Origin of the sequence: Moraxella bovis (assembly GCF_002014975.1) — a bacterium.
Lineage (GTDB): Bacteria > Pseudomonadota > Gammaproteobacteria > Pseudomonadales > Moraxellaceae > Moraxella > Moraxella bovis.
Map to the genome: position 1 here is coordinate 129,998 of NZ_MUXV01000022.1, position 19,611 is coordinate 149,608.

16 protein-coding genes are annotated in these 19,611 nt (G+C 45.0%); 13 read left to right on the top strand and 3 right to left on the bottom strand.

All coding sequences use genetic code 11. The annotated features are described in order from the left end of the window. Positions 1 to 100: 100 nt before the first annotated feature. Entirely contained in the window at positions 101 to 1,771 is a 1,671-nt protein-coding gene (locus tag B0182_RS05670) for an NAD+ synthase (RefSeq protein ID WP_078273982.1), read from the bottom strand. 207 nt (positions 1,772 to 1,978) lie between these two features. Here B0182_RS05670 and B0182_RS05675 point away from each other — a divergent pair, with 207 nt between their 5' ends. Next, a complete protein-coding gene (locus tag B0182_RS05675; protein WP_078274028.1) occupies positions 1,979 to 2,290 on the top strand; it encodes an eL24 family ribosomal protein in 312 nt (103 codons plus the stop codon). 82 nt (positions 2,291 to 2,372) lie between these two features. On the opposite strand, the gene B0182_RS05680 is transcribed toward B0182_RS05675, so the two are convergent. After that, positions 2,373 to 2,915 (bottom strand): glutathione peroxidase, encoded by a 543-nt coding sequence (locus B0182_RS05680; RefSeq protein WP_078273983.1) that lies wholly within the window; start codon positions 2,913 to 2,915, stop codon positions 2,373 to 2,375. Between the two features lie 267 nt (positions 2,916 to 3,182). Continuing rightward, a complete protein-coding gene (locus B0182_RS05685) occupies positions 3,183 to 4,853 on the bottom strand; it encodes an electron transfer flavoprotein-ubiquinone oxidoreductase (RefSeq protein WP_078273984.1) in 1,671 nt (556 codons plus the stop codon). 331 nt (positions 4,854 to 5,184) lie between these two features. Here B0182_RS05685 and B0182_RS05690 point away from each other — a divergent pair, with 331 nt between their 5' ends. The 12 genes from B0182_RS05690 (at position 5,185) to gorA (ending at position 19,513) form a co-directional block, all read left to right on the top strand. Continuing rightward, on the top strand, positions 5,185 to 5,787 hold the full coding sequence (locus B0182_RS05690; protein WP_228157704.1) for a DUF1285 domain-containing protein: 603 nt from the start codon (positions 5,185 to 5,187) through the stop codon (positions 5,785 to 5,787). A 14-nt stretch (positions 5,788 to 5,801) separates the two neighbouring features. Next, positions 5,802 to 6,641, top strand: a complete 840-nt coding sequence (murI, locus tag B0182_RS05695) for a glutamate racemase (RefSeq protein WP_078273986.1) — start codon at positions 5,802 to 5,804, stop codon at positions 6,639 to 6,641. Between the two features lie 245 nt (positions 6,642 to 6,886). Next, positions 6,887 to 7,891: a hypothetical protein gene (locus B0182_RS05700; RefSeq protein ID WP_078273987.1), complete on the top strand. Its 1,005-nt coding sequence runs from the start codon at positions 6,887 to 6,889 to the stop codon at positions 7,889 to 7,891. Positions 7,892 to 8,002: 111 nt separating this feature from the next. Beyond that, entirely contained in the window at positions 8,003 to 8,206 is a 204-nt protein-coding gene (locus B0182_RS05705; RefSeq protein WP_115369237.1) for a hypothetical protein, read from the top strand. 307 nt (positions 8,207 to 8,513) lie between these two features. Next, entirely contained in the window at positions 8,514 to 10,208 is a 1,695-nt protein-coding gene (locus B0182_RS05710; protein WP_078273989.1) for a hypothetical protein, read from the top strand. A gap of 180 nt (positions 10,209 to 10,388) precedes the next feature. Continuing rightward, positions 10,389 to 12,482 (top strand): EAL domain-containing protein, encoded by a 2,094-nt coding sequence (locus B0182_RS05715; RefSeq protein WP_078273990.1) that lies wholly within the window; start codon positions 10,389 to 10,391, stop codon positions 12,480 to 12,482. Between the two features lie 186 nt (positions 12,483 to 12,668). Beyond that, positions 12,669 to 12,944: a hypothetical protein gene (locus B0182_RS13895; protein ID WP_143821677.1), complete on the top strand. Its 276-nt coding sequence runs from the start codon at positions 12,669 to 12,671 to the stop codon at positions 12,942 to 12,944. After that, on the top strand, positions 12,907 to 13,842 hold the full coding sequence (locus B0182_RS05720; protein ID WP_078274029.1) for an AAA family ATPase: 936 nt from the start codon (positions 12,907 to 12,909) through the stop codon (positions 13,840 to 13,842). Before B0182_RS13895 ends, B0182_RS05720 begins: the two co-directional genes overlap by 38 nt. A gap of 49 nt (positions 13,843 to 13,891) precedes the next feature. Further along, entirely contained in the window at positions 13,892 to 14,932 is a 1,041-nt protein-coding gene (locus tag B0182_RS05725) for a DUF58 domain-containing protein (protein WP_078273991.1), read from the top strand. Between the two features lie 459 nt (positions 14,933 to 15,391). Continuing rightward, positions 15,392 to 17,491 carry a transglutaminase TgpA family protein gene (locus tag B0182_RS05730; protein WP_078273992.1) on the top strand — a complete coding sequence of 700 codons (2,100 nt, stop codon included), beginning with the start codon at positions 15,392 to 15,394 and terminating at the stop codon, positions 17,489 to 17,491. A gap of 217 nt (positions 17,492 to 17,708) precedes the next feature. Then, positions 17,709 to 17,978 (top strand): hypothetical protein, encoded by a 270-nt coding sequence (locus B0182_RS05735; RefSeq protein WP_078273993.1) that lies wholly within the window; start codon positions 17,709 to 17,711, stop codon positions 17,976 to 17,978. A gap of 173 nt (positions 17,979 to 18,151) precedes the next feature. Continuing rightward, the gene (gorA, locus tag B0182_RS05740) at positions 18,152 to 19,513 is read left to right on the top strand and encodes a glutathione-disulfide reductase (protein WP_078273994.1); all 1,362 of its coding nucleotides are present in this window, start codon (positions 18,152 to 18,154) and stop codon (positions 19,511 to 19,513) included. The last annotated feature ends 98 nt before the right edge of the window (positions 19,514 to 19,611 follow it).

The following is a 19,611-nucleotide window of genomic DNA, read 5'->3' on the forward strand; positions in this document are numbered from 1 at the left end:
AGGGTTTTTCCAAAGGGTTTATTTAACATAATATTTTTATTTTGATAAAACAAAACCGTCAATGTTTTGACGGTTTTGCAATCAAGTAAGTATTAAAACCTTAAAACTCGCCCGTTACCGACCAGCCATTGACTAGCGGATAACGGCGTTCACGTCCAAAGGATTTTTTGGTAATCTTAGTGCCGATTGCCCCTTGACGGCGTTTGTGTTCGGCTCTGTCTACCATGGTCAGTACACGTTCAACGACCGCAGGGTCAAAACCTGCGGCACAGATGGCTTTGTAGCCCAAATCTTCATCAATGTACATCTTTAAGATGGCATCAAGTAGGGCATAGTCAGGCAAGCTGTCTTGGTCTTTTTGGTCGGGACGTAGCTCAGCCGATGGCGGACGAGTGATGACACGCTCAGGAATGACAGGGTTGTCTTCTAGGCGATTGCGATAATCGGCTAGGCGGTACACGTCGGTCTTGTAGATGTCTTTTAGCACATCAAATCCGCCAACCATGTCGCCATATAGGGTGGAGTAGCCGACTGCATTTTCTGATTTGTTGCCAGTTGAGATGACCATGTGTCCAAATTTGTTGGATAGAGCCATGAGTATCACGCCCCTTGCCCGAGCTTGTAGGTTCTCTTCGGTCACGTCAGGGGCTGCCCCTGCAAAGAGTGGGGCGAGCGTGGATTTGAGACCTGCCACCGCATCATGGATGGGGCAGATGGTATAAGAGACGTTGAGACGGGCGGCTTGGGCGGCGGCATCGTCCAGACTCATCTGCGATGTATATTCATAAGGCATCATCACTGCATAGACTTTATCAGCACCCAATGCATCCACAGCGATGGCAAGGGTCAAGGCACTGTCAATGCCCCCCGAGAGTCCAACAATCACACCCTTAAAGCCTGAGCGATTGACATAATCACGCAAACCGACGACTAAGGCTTGGTAGATTTGCGACTCTTCGGATAAGTCAAGTGGCGGTTTGACTTGGGTATCAAAGCGTCTGCTTGATACATCAAAGGTTGCCATAATCAGCTGATTTAAGAATCTTGCCCCTTCGTGAGCAATCTCGCCGTCCGCTTGACTGACGATAGAGCCACCGTCAAAAACGATGTCATCTTGGGCACCGACGGTATTGACATAGATGATGGGTAGCTTGTGCGTTGATGATTGACGGGCGATGAGTGCTTTACGTTCGGCTTGCTTGCCGACTTCAAAGGGTGACGCATTTAGCACGACCACCATTTCTGCCCCTTCATCTTTGAGTCCTTTGATGGGTGCTTCGTGCCAGATGTCTTCACAAATGAGCAGTCCGATGGTCAGCCCTTTGTAGTCAAATAAGACTTGATTGCGACCTTTTTTAAAGTAGCGTTTTTCATCAAACACGCCATAGTTTGGCAGGCATTGTTTGTGATAAAAGCCTTTTTGGCTACCGCCTTGTAATATCGCCGCCGAGTTAAACGTGCCGTGATTGTCCACGTGCGGATAGCCCAAAATGGTGACAATGCCGTCTATCTTGGCAAGTTCATTCATGGTAATCTTGACACGCTCAGCCAAGGTAGGACGCAGTAGCAAATCTTCTGGCAGATAGCCGATGAGTGCCAGCTCAGGAAAGATGACGATGTCTGCCCCACGAGCTTTGGCATCTAGGGCAAGGGCTTTCATCTTGCCCACGTTGCCCTTGATGTCGCCCACCCAAAAATTTGTCTGCATGATGGCAAAAGTAATCGTACCGTTTGGGGTGCTAATTTCGCTAAAATTTTCTTGTATTGACATTTGTAATTATCCAGTAAATGTATTGATGGTTGTCGCCTGTCGTCAATCCGTGTTTATCGGCAGGCAATGATGAGTTTGATTTGTCAAATCAGCTTGATGTTTGCATAAAACTAATTAAAACCAATCTACACAAATCAACTTAGTATAGCACACTATCGCCTATTTTTGTGATATAGTAGGCATTATTTTGTAACCTTGATGTTTGCCATGTTTGCTTTTTTAATCAATCTTATCATCATCGCCATTGTGATGAAAATATTCTTTAAATTCATGTATCCAAAACCGCCCAAGCATTTTTTTCCAAAAGCAGGCGATGATGTCAGTATCAGACGATGCGATTATTGTGGGCATGAACTTGCCACCTATCGGGGTATTTTGCAGACGGATGTGGCAGGCGATGGGCGTGAGTATTTCTTTTGCAATGGCGACCATCAAAGTGCTTATTTTCGCGGCGACGTCTATCAAGCCGATGATGACTATGATGGTCTGCCCACCAAAAAGCCGTTGGATGATGATTAAAGACGTTTAGAGAGAAATAGTAATTTAAAAAACAAAAAGACGTCCTCAAACGTCTTTTTGTCATTGATAATCAAGCAACTCATCAAGCCACATTTGCCAACTCTTCTTGAATGGCAGATTCCATCTCTTTGGTACTGACTGTTGGGGCGAAACGCTGGGTTACTTTGCCGTCTTTATCGACCAAAAATTTGGTAAAGTTCCATTTGATGTCATTGCCTGTACGGGTCTCATTCATCTGAGCAATGATCTCAAGCAGTATTTCATATTTACTGTTGGCTATTTCCTCACTTTTTTGCTCTTTTAGATAAGCATAAAGTGGGTGAGTGTTCTCGCCATTGATGTTAATTTTGGCAAAGATGGGAAAGCTGATTTGATATTCTTCTTTTAAAAATTTGGTAATTTCTGCATTGTCTTCGACCGCTTGCCCAAATTCGTTACTGGGAAAGTCCAAAACCACCAAGCCTTTATCTTTATACTTCTGATACAGCTCTTCTAAATCATCATACTGGGGTGTCAGACTGCATTTGGTGGCAGTATTGACAATGAGCAAGGTCTTGCCTTTAAAATCGCTTAATCTAACTTCTTTGCCATGAATGTCTTTAACTGAAAAATCATGGATTGACATCGCTTAACGCATCCTTAAAAGTGTGCCAAAAATCATTGCAAAAACCATCATGCAATCTACCAACATGGGATAAAATCATACAAACCCATAAGACTATTATATATAATTTTTTGGAAAGTAAAAGTGATAAAAAACGATGTATTAATTAGGAAAAATTAATAATATGAGTATGATTCTAGTGATAGCCATCAAATTTTGTAAGTTAGATTTTTAGAAAATCTAAAAAGCCAAAAATAAAGGACGATTTACGTCCTTTATTTGTCATCATTACATATTCGGATAATTAGGCCCGCCACCGCCTTCTGGCGTTACCCAGGTGATGTTTTGGGCAGGGTCTTTGATGTCGCAAGTTTTGCAATGCACGCAGTTTTGGCTATTGATGACAAACCTTGCCCCATTCGGGTCATTCTCATCCGCCACCACTTCATAGACCCCCGCAGGACAGTACAAGCGAGCAGGTTCGCCATAGAGCGGTAGGTTTTTGGTGATTGGCACGGTCGGGTCGGTCAGTTTTAGATGACAAGGTTGATCCTCGGCATGGTTGGTGTTTGAGATAAACACGCTGGATAATTTGTCAAAAGTCAGCTTGCCGTCAGGTTTTGGATAATCAGGCTTATAAGCGTGGTCGGCTTTGTCAAGTTGAGCAAAATCATAACTGTTGTCATGAATGATAAGTGGCATTTTACCGCTTAATAAGTTTTGCTCCACAAAGATAAACGCACCGCCCATCCACGTTCCCATACGGTGCATGGCAGGCGAGAAGTTTTGGGCGGATTTGGCATCATCAAACAGCCACGAATTTTCAAAATTGGTCTGATACTCGCTGACTTCATCGTGTTGTCGTCCGTCTTGGATTGCTTTAAAAATCGCCTCACCAGCGAGCATTCCCGACTTCATGGACGTATGCGTGCCTTTGATTTTGGCAGGGTTCAAAAATCCTGCGTCATCGCCCACCAGCACACCCCCTGCAAAGGTCAGTTTGGGCAGGCTATTTAGACCGCCTTTGACCAACGCCCTTGCCCCATAGGACAGGCGTTTGCCTCCTTCTAAGATAGGGCGAATAAGGGGGTGTAGTTTTAGGCGTTGTAATTCATCAAAGGGCGATAGGCGCGGATTGGAGTAAGACAAATCCACCACCAAGCCAAAGCTCACTTGATTGTTTTCGGCAAAATACAGCCACCAACCGCCAGTTGCCCCTGTGTCATTAAGTGGATAGCCCGAGCCGTGCAAAATTACGCCTTCTTCGTGCTTATCAGCGTCAATCTCCCACAGCTCTTTTAGTCCAATGCCATAATGTTGGGGGTCTTTGTCTTTGTCAAGATGAAAACGGCTAATCAGGCGTTTGCCCAAATGTCCACGACAGCCCTCGGCAAACACGGTATATTTGGCAACAAGCTCATAACCTGCCTCAAAAGACGGCTTAGGCTCGCCCTTGGCATTGACCCCCATGTCGCCCGTTTGGATACCACGCACCGAACCGTCAGCGTTGTAGAGAATTTCACTGGCGGTAAAGTTCGGAAACAGCATAATCTCCATGCTTTCGGCTTGTTCGGCAAGCCAGCGTACCACGTTGCCAAGCGAGACGATATAGTTGCCTTCGTTGTGCATACTAGCAGGGACGATGGAGCTTGGCAGTTTGATTGCCTTTTTGGCGTTGGGGAGCATATACACACGGTCTTCGGTTGCTTTTACCGTGATTGGGGCGTTCATGTTTTGCCAATCAGGGAACAGCTCGTCCAAGGCACGGGTTTCCATGACCGCCCCCGATAAGATGTGAGCTCCAAACTCCGAGCCTTTTTCCACGACACAGACCATAAATTCATCAAGTCCTGCATCTATGGCAAGCTGTTTTAGGCGAATGGCACAGGACAGACCCGATACGCCACCGCCGACCACGACCACGTCAAATTCCATTGACTCACGTTGTATCTCTTGCATGGTGTTTCCTTTTTGGCTGTTTAAGGTGAAACCTTGTAATGGCTAAAAAACAAATGATTATCAAATACAATGTTTGATAAATCAAATAATTATAAATGGTATATTTTACCAATCTTGTCAAATTAGGCAAGTTAATTATGCCCTTATTTTTGATAAAATCATGACTGGTACGGTTGTAAAAAGTTGCTGGGGGAATGGGTTGTGCTTTTAAAGGCTAGAATTTGGTAAATGTGATTTGTTGTGCTTTTTAAATCCTTAAAATTTATTTGCTTTTTTATAAAAATTTAGGCAAAATTAAACACTCTTTTTAAATGATGGGGTAAGGATTATGATGGATAATATTGACAAAAATGCCAATAAAGACAATGATTTAGCCAAAATCATCTCATCGCTTGGCAATGAGCGTAAAATTCCGCCATTAGATAAATGGACACCCAAGACGATAACGCCTTTTGATATTGTGATTGATGATAATGGCGAGTGGCATCATGATGGGGTTAAAATCGCTCGGCAGTCGCTTGTGGATTTGTTTGCTAGCGTGCTGTGGGCGGACGTGGACGGTGAGCAAAAACGCCACTTTTTAAAAACGCCCACCGATAAATACGAAATCACCGTGATAGACACGCCACTGTTTATCAACACTGTGGATAAAGTCGTCAAAAATGGCGATGAATGGATAGTGTTTGGCACAACCAATGGCGATAACATTGTGCTTGATGATAAGCCGTTGTATTTTAAAACCGTGGTGCGTGATGATGTGGCGGACGATAGGCTGTATATAGACACCCGTTTTAATCTAACCGCTCGCATTGGGCGTAATGTGTTTTATCATCTAATAGAGCTTGGCGAGCTGTCGGACGAGCAGGGGCAGACGATTTTGACCTTGCAAAGTGGCGGTAAAACGCATCGTGTGGTTGCCCCAAATTTTAATTAGAAAAATTAAACAATATGATAAACCAGCACCCTGATTTTAAAGATGACCCTACCGCCCCGATTGGCGTATTTGATTCGGGCATGGGGGGGTTGTCGGTGTATTTGCACCTAAAAACACTCATGCCAAACGAACGCTTTATCTACTATGCCGACACCGCCAACGTGCCGTATGGGGGCAAATCAGGCGATGAGATCTTGCTTTTGACCTTACAAGCGGTGGCACGGCTGTGTAAACGGGGCTGTAAACTCATCGTCATCGCCTGTAACAGTGCGTCCGCCCATGCCCTAAAAGCGTTGCGTGAGCGGTGTAGCGTGCCGATTGTGGGGCTTGTCCCTGCGGTCAAACCTGCGTGTAGCTTAACCAAAACCCGCCAAATTGCCGTGCTTGCCACTCGGGCGACTTTAAATGGCTATCTATTAAACGATGTCATCAATGACGTTGCCAAGCCACAAGAGGTTATGGTGCATAAGCATTTTGAGCCGACATTGGTGCCGTGGGTGGAGAGCGGTATGCCCATTGACAGTCAAGTGGCAAATCTACTGATTAGACAAACCAAACAATGGGCAGACATGGGTGTGGACGTGATAGTGCTGGGGTGTACGCATTATCCGTTTTTTAAGGGGTTTTTGCAGACCTTTATACAACAAGAAAATCTGGACGTGCAGTTGATTGACTCAGGACTGGCAATCGCCCAACGGGTCAAATCCTTGCTTGATTTTTTTAATATCGCAAGCCCCACACCAAACACCGCTCCTATGCAGTTGTATGCCACACGCTTAGATGATGACCTGCTTGCCACTGCCGAGAAGTTAAGCGGTGAGCCATTTATTGAGCTGATTAATTATGATGAATGACTCTGTAAGGCGAAAGCACGGCAAATGATATGCTAATTTTAACCATTTATATGTGATTGTGTTACTTTTGCAAATTTTGGCGTTTTTATTCATCTTGGGTATTTTTATTTTGAGAAAAATTCTTTATAATAAGAGATTATTTTGATAAAAATCACTTGCTCTACTATTTTTAAATTGTCATACTTTATCATTGATTTTGGGCGGACGTTCCCTAACACCAATCCACTATTAACCTTGGGGTTTTTGTGTCAAATCATCGTTATCATGTTCATATCGCTTGTGTGGCTGATGACCCACTGTTGGTTACTGCCCAAGATGATGTGGCGATATTTTTTGAGAGTCGGGCTTTTTTAACCAAAGACTTGGTGATTGCTCGTGCCGAATCTGCCAGTTATAGTTGGCGATGTGTTAATTCTGCCGATGTGGTACTCATACTCATCGGTAACAGCTACGGCAAAGCCAATGCGTCAGGGGTGAGCCAGCTTCACGTTAGCTATACCAATGCCAAAGCCAAAAACAAGCCCATACTCATTTTTGTGCATGCTGATGTATTAAACAAGCCAACGGGCAATCGGCTGATTGATTTTGTGGGGTCACTAGAATCCCAAGGTGGCGATGTTGTTCATTATTTTGATGATAATACCAATTTCCCCAAGCTCTTAGAAACAGCTTTTAATGCGCTTGATTTTGACAAATCCAAAGGGTGGCAGACAGCAGGGGCGAGTATTCGTAGTATGCTCCTTACCCCACCCCAAGAGAGTCAAACGGCCAATATAGACAAAACAGAGAAAACAGTGGGGGTAGATAAGGCAAAACCAGCCATAAATTTTGATGAATCCCACCACGCCAAAAACCCTGATTTACATTCTGCTTTAAAACCCGCCTTGGTGCTTGATAGTGAATTTTTGGTAAGTTGCACCGCTCATGCGTTTCGGGGTGGTACGCTCATTGAAGTATCTTTTGTTATCCCACTACGCTGGCGACACATCGTTGCCATGCTTGCCAATGTCGTCATGCCATTTTCCGAGCAAGGATTGGGGCGTGCCTTAAATGAAATCGTGGATAAGAGCCTAGCAAGCCAAATCGTCTCTCGCCAACACCCTGATGTCCATGCGGTCAGTCGCATACAAGTGGTAAAGGCGGACGCTCTATGGATATTAGATGAGCTAGAGTTGGCAGGATGGATTGAACCTGTGGGGCAAGGCTCATTATGGCAAGCGACAGAAAAAGCCTCAGGTGTGACTAAATAGGCTTGGCTAACAAAATGTCATATTCTGTCATGATATGTACATACTTAGCAATAATACAGCAATAAAGCCTTGTTATGATGACTTTGCCATTTTTGTTTTTAAGGAAAAATTGTGTCAAACCAAGCAGACAATCCAAACACCAACACCCCAAGTACTAATACCCAAGAGTTAACGCAAGAGCTAGACACGCTCACCAACACCATGCATGATGCAGAAAAATCACGCACCTTAGAAGAACAGGTGGCATATCTCAAATCACAGGGCATTGACCCATCAAAGACTTATGCCAAATGGGATGATGAGCCAGAAGAGTAGCCTTCTCTCGACTTGACTCTAAGCACAGCCGATGACGACTGTGCTTTTTTATGATTTTTTATAATACAATCAAAATGGGAAAAATACCACCCCAAATGCTGTTTCTGGGTGATTATTGTCGTGGATAAGTGTTAATAGTTTGCTATAATATAAAACTTTATGTTATTAACCCACGTCTTAACTTGCACAAATTAAACAAATTTTGTTTGATGCTAAGTGACTAAGTTTTGGAGGTGTGTTGTCAAGTTGTTAGAGTCTACACAGCATGGATGGCATCGTCAAGCCAGTTTGTGCAAAGAGATATGTTATGATTACCCTGCAAAAATTTGAACGCCTAATTACTGCACCATTGGCACAAAAATCCATCGCGCTGACCTATTTTGACCAGACAGGTGCCAATCTTAGCACATGGGCAACCATGCTTTCTGCTAAATCTAAACATGAGCAGTACACTGAGCTTAGGGTGGCACTTAGCGAGGTGTTGGTCTGCGACATGCATGATGGTCAAAAATTGACACTCATGGACGAGCTGATGGTGGTTGTTGAGCGTGTAGTTGAACAAATGCACACTGACTATGTCTATGAACATCAAAGCTTATCCGATGAACAGCAGTCGTCAATTCATGAAGTGCGTAGTTTGTACTTTTTGATGATTTTGGTGTATCGCAACATTGCCGTACGCCATCAGAAAGCTGTTGTTTTGGCAAGTAGCGGGAGCAAAAAATGGCTTAGTAGAATCATTTCTGCCAAAAAAGCAGGCGCGCTTACTGCCGAGCGTGACATCTTTATTTATGCTGTACATCAATTTATGGTGCTGTATGTCAAGCTTTTGATGGAGTATGCGTTAACCTATCAAAGATCCCCTAAGGTTATTTGGCGAGAAGTAAATACCTGGTATCTGACCACGCTTAATCTGGGGGTTTGCCATCAAAATATTCAAGATTTTGATAAAAATTATCCTAAAACGTCCATTCATGACAGATACATGCAGGCGTGTGGGGCAAGTTTCGGCAACTTTTTTGCCTATCGTCGTCGAGATATTTTAAATGCTTTTAGAGTTTTGCCTTTGTGGGTTAAATATTTTAAAACAACCTTTGATGCCAACCCTGAGTTTCGTGTTTTTGTCAATCTACAAGGTGTCGAGCCACCTGAGGTTATCACGCCATACGCATCGGTCAATCCTTACAGTGATGAGCATCGCTGTTTGTTTTTTGATTTAGAGAGTTTTACACGGCACATGGAGCAGGTGTCATCAGGCGAATACATAGATGGCACGGCACAGTCGTTGTTTGAGATGCGTTTCGCTAAAATGGTGCTACTTGCCTTTGAACAGCGTGCATCACACGAAAGACAAGGCGGTGGTCACGAAAGAAAAGCTGAGCTACTGGTAGGGTTTGCATCCATTTTTAATGAAATCTCTGGCGGTCAAAATCTATCTAACGTCATAAGAGAACGGGGGTTGCCTGCTGATTTTCACGTCAAAATCAGTGCATCCGCCATCGGCATGGTCGCCCCCAAAGAGATTGTTAAGGTAAGTTATAAAAATGAGGCGGTGGCTCGTTTTCGCTTTGGCGAAGAGGGTGTGGATGAAAAAGAAGAGATGCTACCATCTCGCCCACTCATTCATCTTTACGGGCTTTTTGCCTTAAAATCAGCAGTCTCAACCAATAAAAATCCCTGGCGTCTGGGCATGGCACATTGGGTGGAAAAATCGGATAACTCAGTGGCGGTGGATGGGCGTTTTTTGGGACGAGTACTGATGGCGGTCGGTGTGCGACTACGAAAACAGGATGGTCGAAGTCAAGAATTTGTTCATGCTTTATTGGTGGATGGTGACGAACTCAACGAACAAAGTACTCTCATTATGCCTCGTTATCATTTTAAGGTGGGAGATTATGTTGTTTTGCGTACTGATACCAAGGAGATGGAGCTAAGATTGGAGCGCAACCTTTTGACCACTGATGAGATTGAGCAATACCAAATCGTGCGTTTAAATGGCTAATTGATTAAATGTCTGTTATAATATGGCATCTTTTTTGATGCACCCACCATCAGTCTTTATTGTGGTTTGTAATGTTTTGTAAAAATATTTCAAAATATTACAAATTGGTACAAATATTGCAAATATTTTGGGTAATCTAACGCCAGTCTTTCTGCATCGATTTTAATACACTGTATGTCTATGAAAAAAAATATCCTAAACCTGTTGTTTATTGATGAAGAGCAACTCTATGCTGAGCATCTTATCAGTCACTTGTCAGAATATTTTGATGAGGTCAATTTGGGCTTTTGGGATGAAAAGGCAGAGTTTGTCAAATCCCTACGCCAAGACTGGGACGTGCTTGTTTTTCATCGTGCCTATGACATGAATTTTGCAGATGTGGTGGGCATCCTACAAGAAGAGCAGATAACTCTGCCTGTCATTCATTTGGTGCATGATGATACGCAGGCGACCGCCAATGAACATGGTAATCCTGAGGTAGTTCATGGCGACATGATTAAATCATTGGCAAAAGGCGATGACAGACTTATCGTTTCTGCCATTTGTCTGCAGACGGATTATGTGCGAGCCAAACGCCAAACCGCCCATCTAAAAGCCATCTTAAAAGAAGCCGAACAACGTGCTAATATTTTGATAAGAAACTCAAAATCTGCTGTGGCATACATCGATCAAGGCGTACATATCTTTGCCAACGACCCATACTTGGAAATGTTTGGCTATAACAGCATGGAAGAGATTATTGGTGTGCCAGTGGTGGATTTGATTGCTGGTGGGGACAATGTCAAAGGCTTTAAACAATTCTTACGCAAATTTGACAAGGGTGACCGCTCACAGGTGGAGTTTTCCTTCGAGAGCAAACGTACAGATGGCTCAACCTTTGCATCCAAATTGCAACTGGCGGCGGCGACCTTAGATGGTGAGCCTGTCACGCAGATGATTATTCAGCAAAATGAAAATAACAGTGCTGAGCTTGCCAAAAAACTTGCCGAAGCAGAGCGTCAAGATGCTCTAACAGGACTCTCCAATCGTCTTGCCTTTACCGAATCATTACAGAACACCCAACAAGAAGTTGCACGTGGTGATATTAAGTCAGCTGCTTTATTATATATTCGCATGGACGGCATGGGCAAGATTCATTCAAGCACAGGCTTAACGGGAATAGATACCGCAGTCAAACAAGTGGCTTGGGTGCTTGATGAGACCGCCAAAAAAGCACATGATGTCAGCGTGAGCAGATTTAGTGATACCAGTTTTGCGTTGGTGGTCGATGAGATAAACAAAGAGCAAGCGATGGCTTTGGCAGAGCAACTTGCTGAGCGTGTGGCAAATATGCTCATCGAGGTGGGCAGTCGTACCGTTACTGCCACACTGTCCATCGGTGTGGTAATGATGGATATCAATGCTCCTGAGGCAGGCGTGGTATTAAGTCGTGCCATGGATACTGTTCAGGACATCAATCCTGATGACGAAGGCATGAAGGTCAAAGCTTTTGATATTAGTGCCATTGCAGGCGAGGATGATACAGTGATGGCGGAGTACATCCAAACTGCCTTAACCCAGAATAAATTTGTGTTAAAATATCAGCCGATTTATGATATTGATACCGACAGTAGTAGCTTGTTTGAGGCGTTTATAACATTGCCTCAAGCTGATGGTACAGAAATGACCTATGATAAACTAACCCCCATTGCCAAAAAACACAATCTACTTGAAAAAATTGACCGTTGGATGCTTATCAATGCCAGCAAACATTTGGCAAGCATTCGCCAAAGTGAGCCTACCGCACGCCTGTTAGTAGGGTTGTCATCTGCATCACTGGCGGATACTAATTTGGCAGGCATCATCACTCAGCTGACCCGAGCCATTGGCGGTGGTAGTGAGGTGCTGACATTGCAGTTTAGTGAACAAGATTTAATGGATTATATGGCGGTCGCCAAACGTCAGTTTATCGCCCTAGCCAACATCGATTGTCCTGTGGGCATGAATGGCTTTGGGGTAACTGCCAAATCCGCCGAGGTGCTAGATTATCTGTCGCCCAACATGGTGCGTCTTGCCCGTAGCTATACCAAGGACTTAGACAGAGAGGCGAATTTAACGGCCTTGCAAGGGCTGGTCAATACAGCAACCGAAAAAGGGGCAAGCACGCTCATGCCATACATCGAAGAGGCATCCACTATGTCTATGGCGTGGTCGGTAGGGGCAAGATACCTACAAGGCGACTATCTGCAACCTGCCAATACCGAGATTACTTTCCCGCCCCCTGCTGAAGCGTAACTGCCATAATAGCGAACACCCAACACATCGTTGGGTGTTTTTTATGTAAAAAGTTTGCCACAATAACGCTTGTCATACAAAAAATTTTTAAAAAATTGATATAATTATTAGGGTGTGCCTGTCCTTTATGTCACTATTTACAATACAGAAATATTTTAGAAAAAACCAATCGTTTTTGCATGAAAAATGGCTATCCGACCACTTAATTTAAAAAATCAAGTTAAAACTCTTAAGATTTATCAGATTAAGTGGTCGGATGTTTTTCATAATAAAAACTTGGCTGATAGAAAACTCACAGCCTCAAGTTTTTTCCTTGAAAAACGTGCGATTCCCCCCTGCTTTTTTAAACAGGCATTTTTCATTGCAAATACAAAAGGCAGGCACGCCCTATTATTTATCAAAATATTTTTTATTCGAGTGTTTCATGTCACACACCCAGCCCAAAATCCAAACCCTACTTGACAAACTAAACCAAATCGTCCTTGATAAAGAAGAAGCCGTAACCCTTGCCGTGTCCTGCATTTTGGCGGATGGGCATTTGCTACTGCAAGACTTACCTGGTATGGGTAAGACCACGTTGGCACACAGTCTTGCCATCCTGTTGGGGCTAGATTTTAACCGTGTGCAGTTTACCAATGACATGCTTCCTGCCGATATTTTGGGAATGATGATATACAACCAAAGCGAGCAGAGTTTTGCTTTTAGAAAAGGAGCGGTGTTCACTCAGCTACTGCTTGCCGATGAGATTAATCGTTCAAGTCCCAAAACGCAGTCAGCACTGTTAGAAGCGATGGAAGAAAAACAAGTAACCCAAGATGGACAAACGTATGTTTTACCCAAGCCCTTTTTTGTCATCGCTACCCAAAACCCTGCCCAACAAGCAGGCGTGTATCCATTGCCTGAGTCACAGCTTGACCGCTTTTTGATGTGTGTCTCGCTCGGCTATCCGTCACCTAAAGCTGAGCGTAAACTGTTAGAGGGGAGAGACCGTAGAGCGATGATGGGCGAGCTTGTCCCGATTTTGACCAGCGAAGAAGTGACACAAGCTCAGCGAGAAGTCAAAGACATCTACATCGCCCCTGTGGTGCTAGACTACCTACAAAAACTGGTCGCCAAAACCCGTTCAAGTCAAGAATATCACGGCTTATCCCCTCGTGGCGTGTTGGCGTTAAAGCGTGCTTGCCAAGCCTATGCCTATGTATCAGGGCAGGACAATGTGGCGATAGATGACGTGCAGGCGGTGTTCTCGGCGGTCGCTGACCACAGGCTAGGACAGCGGTTTGTGCCGTTTCATCATCTGGGTGGTCTGACTGAGATGACCATTGCCAGACGTATTTTGGACGAAGTGGCGATTGATTGATGGCGGATTTGCCATTTGTCATTAACCCAATCAATCTATCCGTATGCCCATGAAATCATCTGCTCATCGCCTAACCCGCCCACTGACCAATCCCATAAAGAACAAGCTCAACGAGTTCTTTGCCAGACGCTCGCCACGCAAAGATATGGTGTCGCTCGGGCTACGTAATGTCTATATCTTTTTTAGCCGTCAAGGACTGCTGTTTGCTCTACTACTCATCGCCACTTTTGTGACGGGGGTTAATTATGGCAATAACTTGGTACTGGGGCTGTGCTTTTATCTGTTCGGCATTTGGCTTGTGACGGTGTTTTATACCTTTGTGCAGGTGGCGAGCATTGATGTGCGGTTTGTCGAGTCCAGTTTGTCTGAGGCAGGGTCGATAGGTTATGTGACTTTGGAGTTATCCACCAGAAGTGGCAAGGCGTCACGGCAGATAGAAGCGGTGTTTGATGATAAGCATGAGATTGTCCAAAAAATGCTCAAAGGGCAGGCACGAGAAGACTTCATGAATGCTCGCACCATCATCACGCCAACGCTGAGCAAATCGGTGCTGGTCAGATTGCCTGTCTATACCCCCACTCGGGGGGTGATGACCCTGCCCCGTCTGGTCATCAGCAGCCGCTATCCGCTAGGGGTCATGCGTGCGTGGGCGTATGTGTATTTGGCAAGTCCGATTTTTGTATACCCTAAGCCTACCCCTTTTGACTGGCAAAACGACAAGCGAGCGGTGGCAAGCGAGAGCGATAAGCGAAGTGCCATTAGCGTGGCAGGGCAAAGCGACTTTGAGATGTTGGACGAATACCAAGAAGGCGAGAGTTTGGCACGGGTGTCATGGTCGCACGTGGCACGGGGGGCGGGCATGCTCACCAAGCACTTTGGCGACTCGCTCGGGCGTGAGTGGTGCTTGCACTATGATGACATGCCGTCAGGGGTGCATGAGACCCGCCTAAGTGAGCTGATCCATGCGGTGCAAGCCATTGCCAGCCAAGGTGTGCCCTTTATGCTTGTTTTGCCCAGTGGGGCAGGGCAGATAGGCGTGGGTGATGAGTTTGTCCGCCAATGTCTGCTAAGACTTGCCAAAGAGCCTTGATGGGTTTTGGCAGTTGGCAAAATTGGCGGTTTATATTATCCATTTTAAAGTTCTTTTAAAGCCGTTTAAAATCATTTAAAAAAGCATTTTTGAGTTATTCTATTTATAAAAAAGATTTGGTTTGATAGTTAGGGCGTGCCTAATCTTTATAATACAATTTAAAATATAGAAATGTTTTAGAAATAAAACAATGTTTTTGCATGAAAAATGGCTAAATCTGGTTTTTCATAATAAAAGCTCGTTTGATAGAATGACCATCAAACTTCACTTTTTCCTTGAAAAACGTGCGATTCCCCTGCTTTTTTTTAAACAGGCATTTTTCATTGCAAATACAAAAGGCAGGCACGCCCTAATAAATTGATGATAAATAAAAAGGTTGGTATTTGCCTAATTTCACCAAATCATTTACCCTAATTTTACCAAATCATTTATCGGGCAAAACCACACGACACAGACACCATGAACAGCACTTTTCACGATTTTGGTCAAGGTAGAAAAACCCTAACCACAAGCCCCCAAAAATTTTGGCAAAAAATCCTTGCCCTGCCTGCCTATCACTGGCTACTGCTTGCCATGGCATCGCTTGTGTTTCCCCATGCGATGGGCATTCCTGCATGGCTACTGGTCGTACTCATCATCAGCATCATCATGCAAAAACCCAGTATTAAGGCACACCTGCACCGTCTAAGTGGTGGGCGACTACGCCGTATCTATCAAGTGGTGCAGGTGCTACTGTTTTTGGTTGGCACGGTGGCGATTTGGGTGAGTTTTGGGCAGGCGTTTGGCGTGGATGTGGCGGTCAGCTTTTTGGTGCTGTGCTTTGTAGCAAAGGCGTGGGAGCTGTATGAGAAGCGGGACGCTTATGTGGCGTTAAACCTTGCGTTATTTACGCTGGCGTCGGCGTTTTTGATACGGCAGGATTTGAGCGTGGCGGTGGTGGGACTGCCGACACTCATGATGATATTATTGGGTTTTATTGCCATTAGTGATGATGATAATGCTGATGGTTCGGGGCGACTGCGTGCACTGGCTATGATAACCCTGCCTGCCATTCCCCTGCTTGTGGTGCTGTTTTTGTTTTTTCCTCGCCTGCCCCCGATGTGGTCACTGCCGATGGCGGGCAAATCTGCGACAACGGGTGTTTCGGATAGCATGTCACCGGGGGATTTTTCTAATCTGAGTCAATCGACTGAACTGGCGTTTCGTGCTGAATTTGACGGGCAAATGCCAAGCCGTCATGAAATGTATTGGCGTGGACTGGTGTTTAGTGATTTTGATGGGGTGACGTGGCGACAAAGTGAGTTTTCGCCCCATTTTTGGTTGTCACGAGATGGCGATAAGCCCCCAGAATGGGCGATGAGTGCTTATCAAGGCATGGAACATCATTATCGGGTCATCTTGGAGCCAACCGAGCAAAACTGGCTGTTCGCTCTTGATTATCCACGCCTGCACCCTGAGCGTGGCATGGGCATGACGGGCGATTTTACCCTGCGTCATTATTACCCGATCAGTACCCAAAAACGCTATCGTGCCAGTTATTTTAGTCAGCCGAAGGTGGATATTGAACTGACCGATGTCCAAAAACGCATTAATCTACGCCTGCCCGAAGATGGCAATGAGCAGGCTCGTGCCTTTGCCAGTGAACTCTACGCTAAGACGGGCGACCCTGTCCGCTATGCACAAGCGGTGCAAAACTTTATCACCACGGGTGGGTTTAGCTATACGCTCTCACCCCCTGTGCTGCGAGATGACCGCATTGATGAGTTTTTGTTTGGGACAAAGGCGGGCTTTTGTGAGCATTATGCGTCCAGTTTTACCTTTTTAATGCGGTCGGCAGGCATTCCTGCTCGGGTGGTGGCAGGCTATCAAGGCGGTGAGCTTGGGCGTGATGGGCAGAGCTGGGAAGTGCGTCAGATGGATGCTCATGCATGGACAGAAGTGTGGTTTGATGGGCAGGGCTGGGTGCGTATTGACCCGACCGCCTTTGTCTCGCCTGACCGTGTGGAGCAAGGCATGAATGCGGTAACTGAAATGGGCGGTGCGTCCATGTTTGGCGATGGTATGATAGGGCAATGGAGTTATCAGCAGTTTAAGATGCTACAAACATTGAGACGTTACTCTGACCAGATGGGCTATTATTGGCAAAAAAACGTGGTCGGCTATGACCAAGATGAGCAAAAAAATTCGCTTTTTAAATGGTTTAATATCACAAGTTTTGCTCAGCAGTTTTGGATATTGGTTGGGGGCGTGGGGGTGCTTGCTGTCTTATTTGTGGGTGTGATGATGTACCGACACAGACGGCAGTATCATGGGCTAGACGTGCCACTTATAAAGCTCTCGGCAGGGCTTGCCAAGCAGGATAAGGCATGGAGTAAGGGGGCGAGCGAGCCTTATTTGACTTGGCTTGACCGTCTAAAAACGCCAAATAATTCCGAAGATATTGATGAATTAAAGGGTTTGTATCGCAAACACCGCTATGGGCGAGATGGACGGGCAGATAAAGCGGTGGTTGGTCAGATGATGAGTATCGTCAAGCGATTGGTGGGGCGTGCTAGATGAGCGTGGCTGAGATTGGGTTTTTTTGTTTTTCGATTGTGCTACAATGAGTTACACCCAAGAAACTTTAAAATTACTATAAATACAATGATGTGTGGACGTAGGGGCGTGCTGAGCACGCCTTGTATAGTAATATCATCAAAGGTTGTGCTCAGCACACCCCTACAAACCCGTGGTAAATATCAAGTTGGTTGGGTGTATCTTTAAAAAGGAGTCGTCCATGATAATCCTAGACCTATCCCCACAAGTAGAAACGCAGATTGTACAAATTGCCAAACAACAAAATATGTCGGCAAGTGATTATCTTGTGTCAATGGCAGAAAAGTTGGTTGATGAGCAACAACCCCAACCCTTCTTAGCACCCCAAGAAGAGATTGGTGATGATGAGTTTTTTGAGCTAACGGGTATTCGCTCTTTACCGTCATCAGCTAATGCCCAGCCAGTTACCAATGACTATATCAATGAGTTAAGGGGAGAGCATGGTATCTAAAATCGCATTGCCACGCATACCGCTATCGATATTGGCGAGCAGGATTTTATTGGTTTAATCAATTAAAAAATCATCTATCAACAATCAAAAAATTTTATCAAACATTCTTCCCAAAATCCATCAACCGCCCCCATTATGCGTTATAATAACCCAACCTTTTTTGGAGAAAACCCATGACCAGACATTTTGATTATATTACCATCGGTGGCGGTAGTGGCGGTATTGCCAGTGCTAACCGTGCTGCCATGTATGGCAAAAAAGTTGCCGTGATTGAAGCAAAGCACGTTGGTGGAACGTGCGTCAACGTAGGCTGTGTACCCAAAAAAGTGCTGTGGTACGGAGCGAACATGGCAACCGCCATTCACAACTACGCCCCTGATTATGGTTTTGAGCTTGATGTCAAAAACTTTGATTTTGCCAAACTTGTCGAAAACCGCACCGCTTATATTAACCGCATTCATCAATCTTATAAAAACACCTTTGAAAAAAACGGCGTAACCTTAATCAACGGCTTTGCCAAATTTCTTGACAAAAATTCAGTAGAAGTCAGCTATGACAATGGCGAGACCGAGACCATTATCGCCGACCATATTTTGATTGCCACAGGCGGTCGCCCACACCGTCCAAACATACAGGGGGCAGAATACGGCATTGACTCGGACGGTTTTTTTGATTTGAACGAACTGCCAAAATCGGTGGCGATTGTTGGCGGTGGCTACATTGGCGTTGAGATTGCAGGCGTGATGAATGCCTTGGGCGTGGATACGCATTTGTGCGTGCGTAGCGGTATTTTAAAGAATTTTGATAAAGATATTGTAGAAGTCTTGACTGATGTTATGGTTAAGGACGGTGTTACGCTCCATACGGGCGTAAATCCTGTTAAGATTGAAAAAAATGACGGCTTGACGGTGTATTTTGACAATGGCGAAACCCTAAATGTAGACTGCCTGATTTGGGCGACAGGGCGTGTGCCAGCGACTGATGTCATTGATTTGCACAAAACAGGCGTGGCAACCAACGAAAAGGGGCAAATCATCGCGGATAAATTCCAAAACACCACGGTGGACGGTATTTATGCGGTGGGTGATATTATTGAAAACGGCATTGAGCTGACCCCTGTGGCGGTGGCGAGCGGTCGCAGACTGTCCGAACGCCTGTTTAACAATAAGCCCGATGAACACCTAGATTATAGCAATGTCGCCACGGTCGTGTTTAGCCATCCGCCCATTGGTACGGTCGGCATGAGCGAAAAAGACGCCATTGACGAGTTTGGGTCGGATAAGGTCAAGGTCTATAAATCCAACTTCACGCCCATGTACTCTGCCATTACCGCTCATCGTGAGCCGTGTCGCATGAAACTCGTGTGCGTGGGCGATGATGAAAAAGTGGTGGGCTTGCACGGTGTGGGCTTTGGTGTGGACGAGATGATTCAAGGTTTTGCTGTCGCCATAAAAATGGGGGCAACCAAACGTGATTTTGATAACACCGTTGCCATTCATCCGACAGGGTCTGAAGAGTTTGTTACGATGAGATAAATGATTGTTTTGTAGACAAAAATGGTATTTTTAAAATTTGGATATGTAGGGGCGAATCACATTCGCCCTGATAAAGCATATTCAATGTAGGTTTTTAA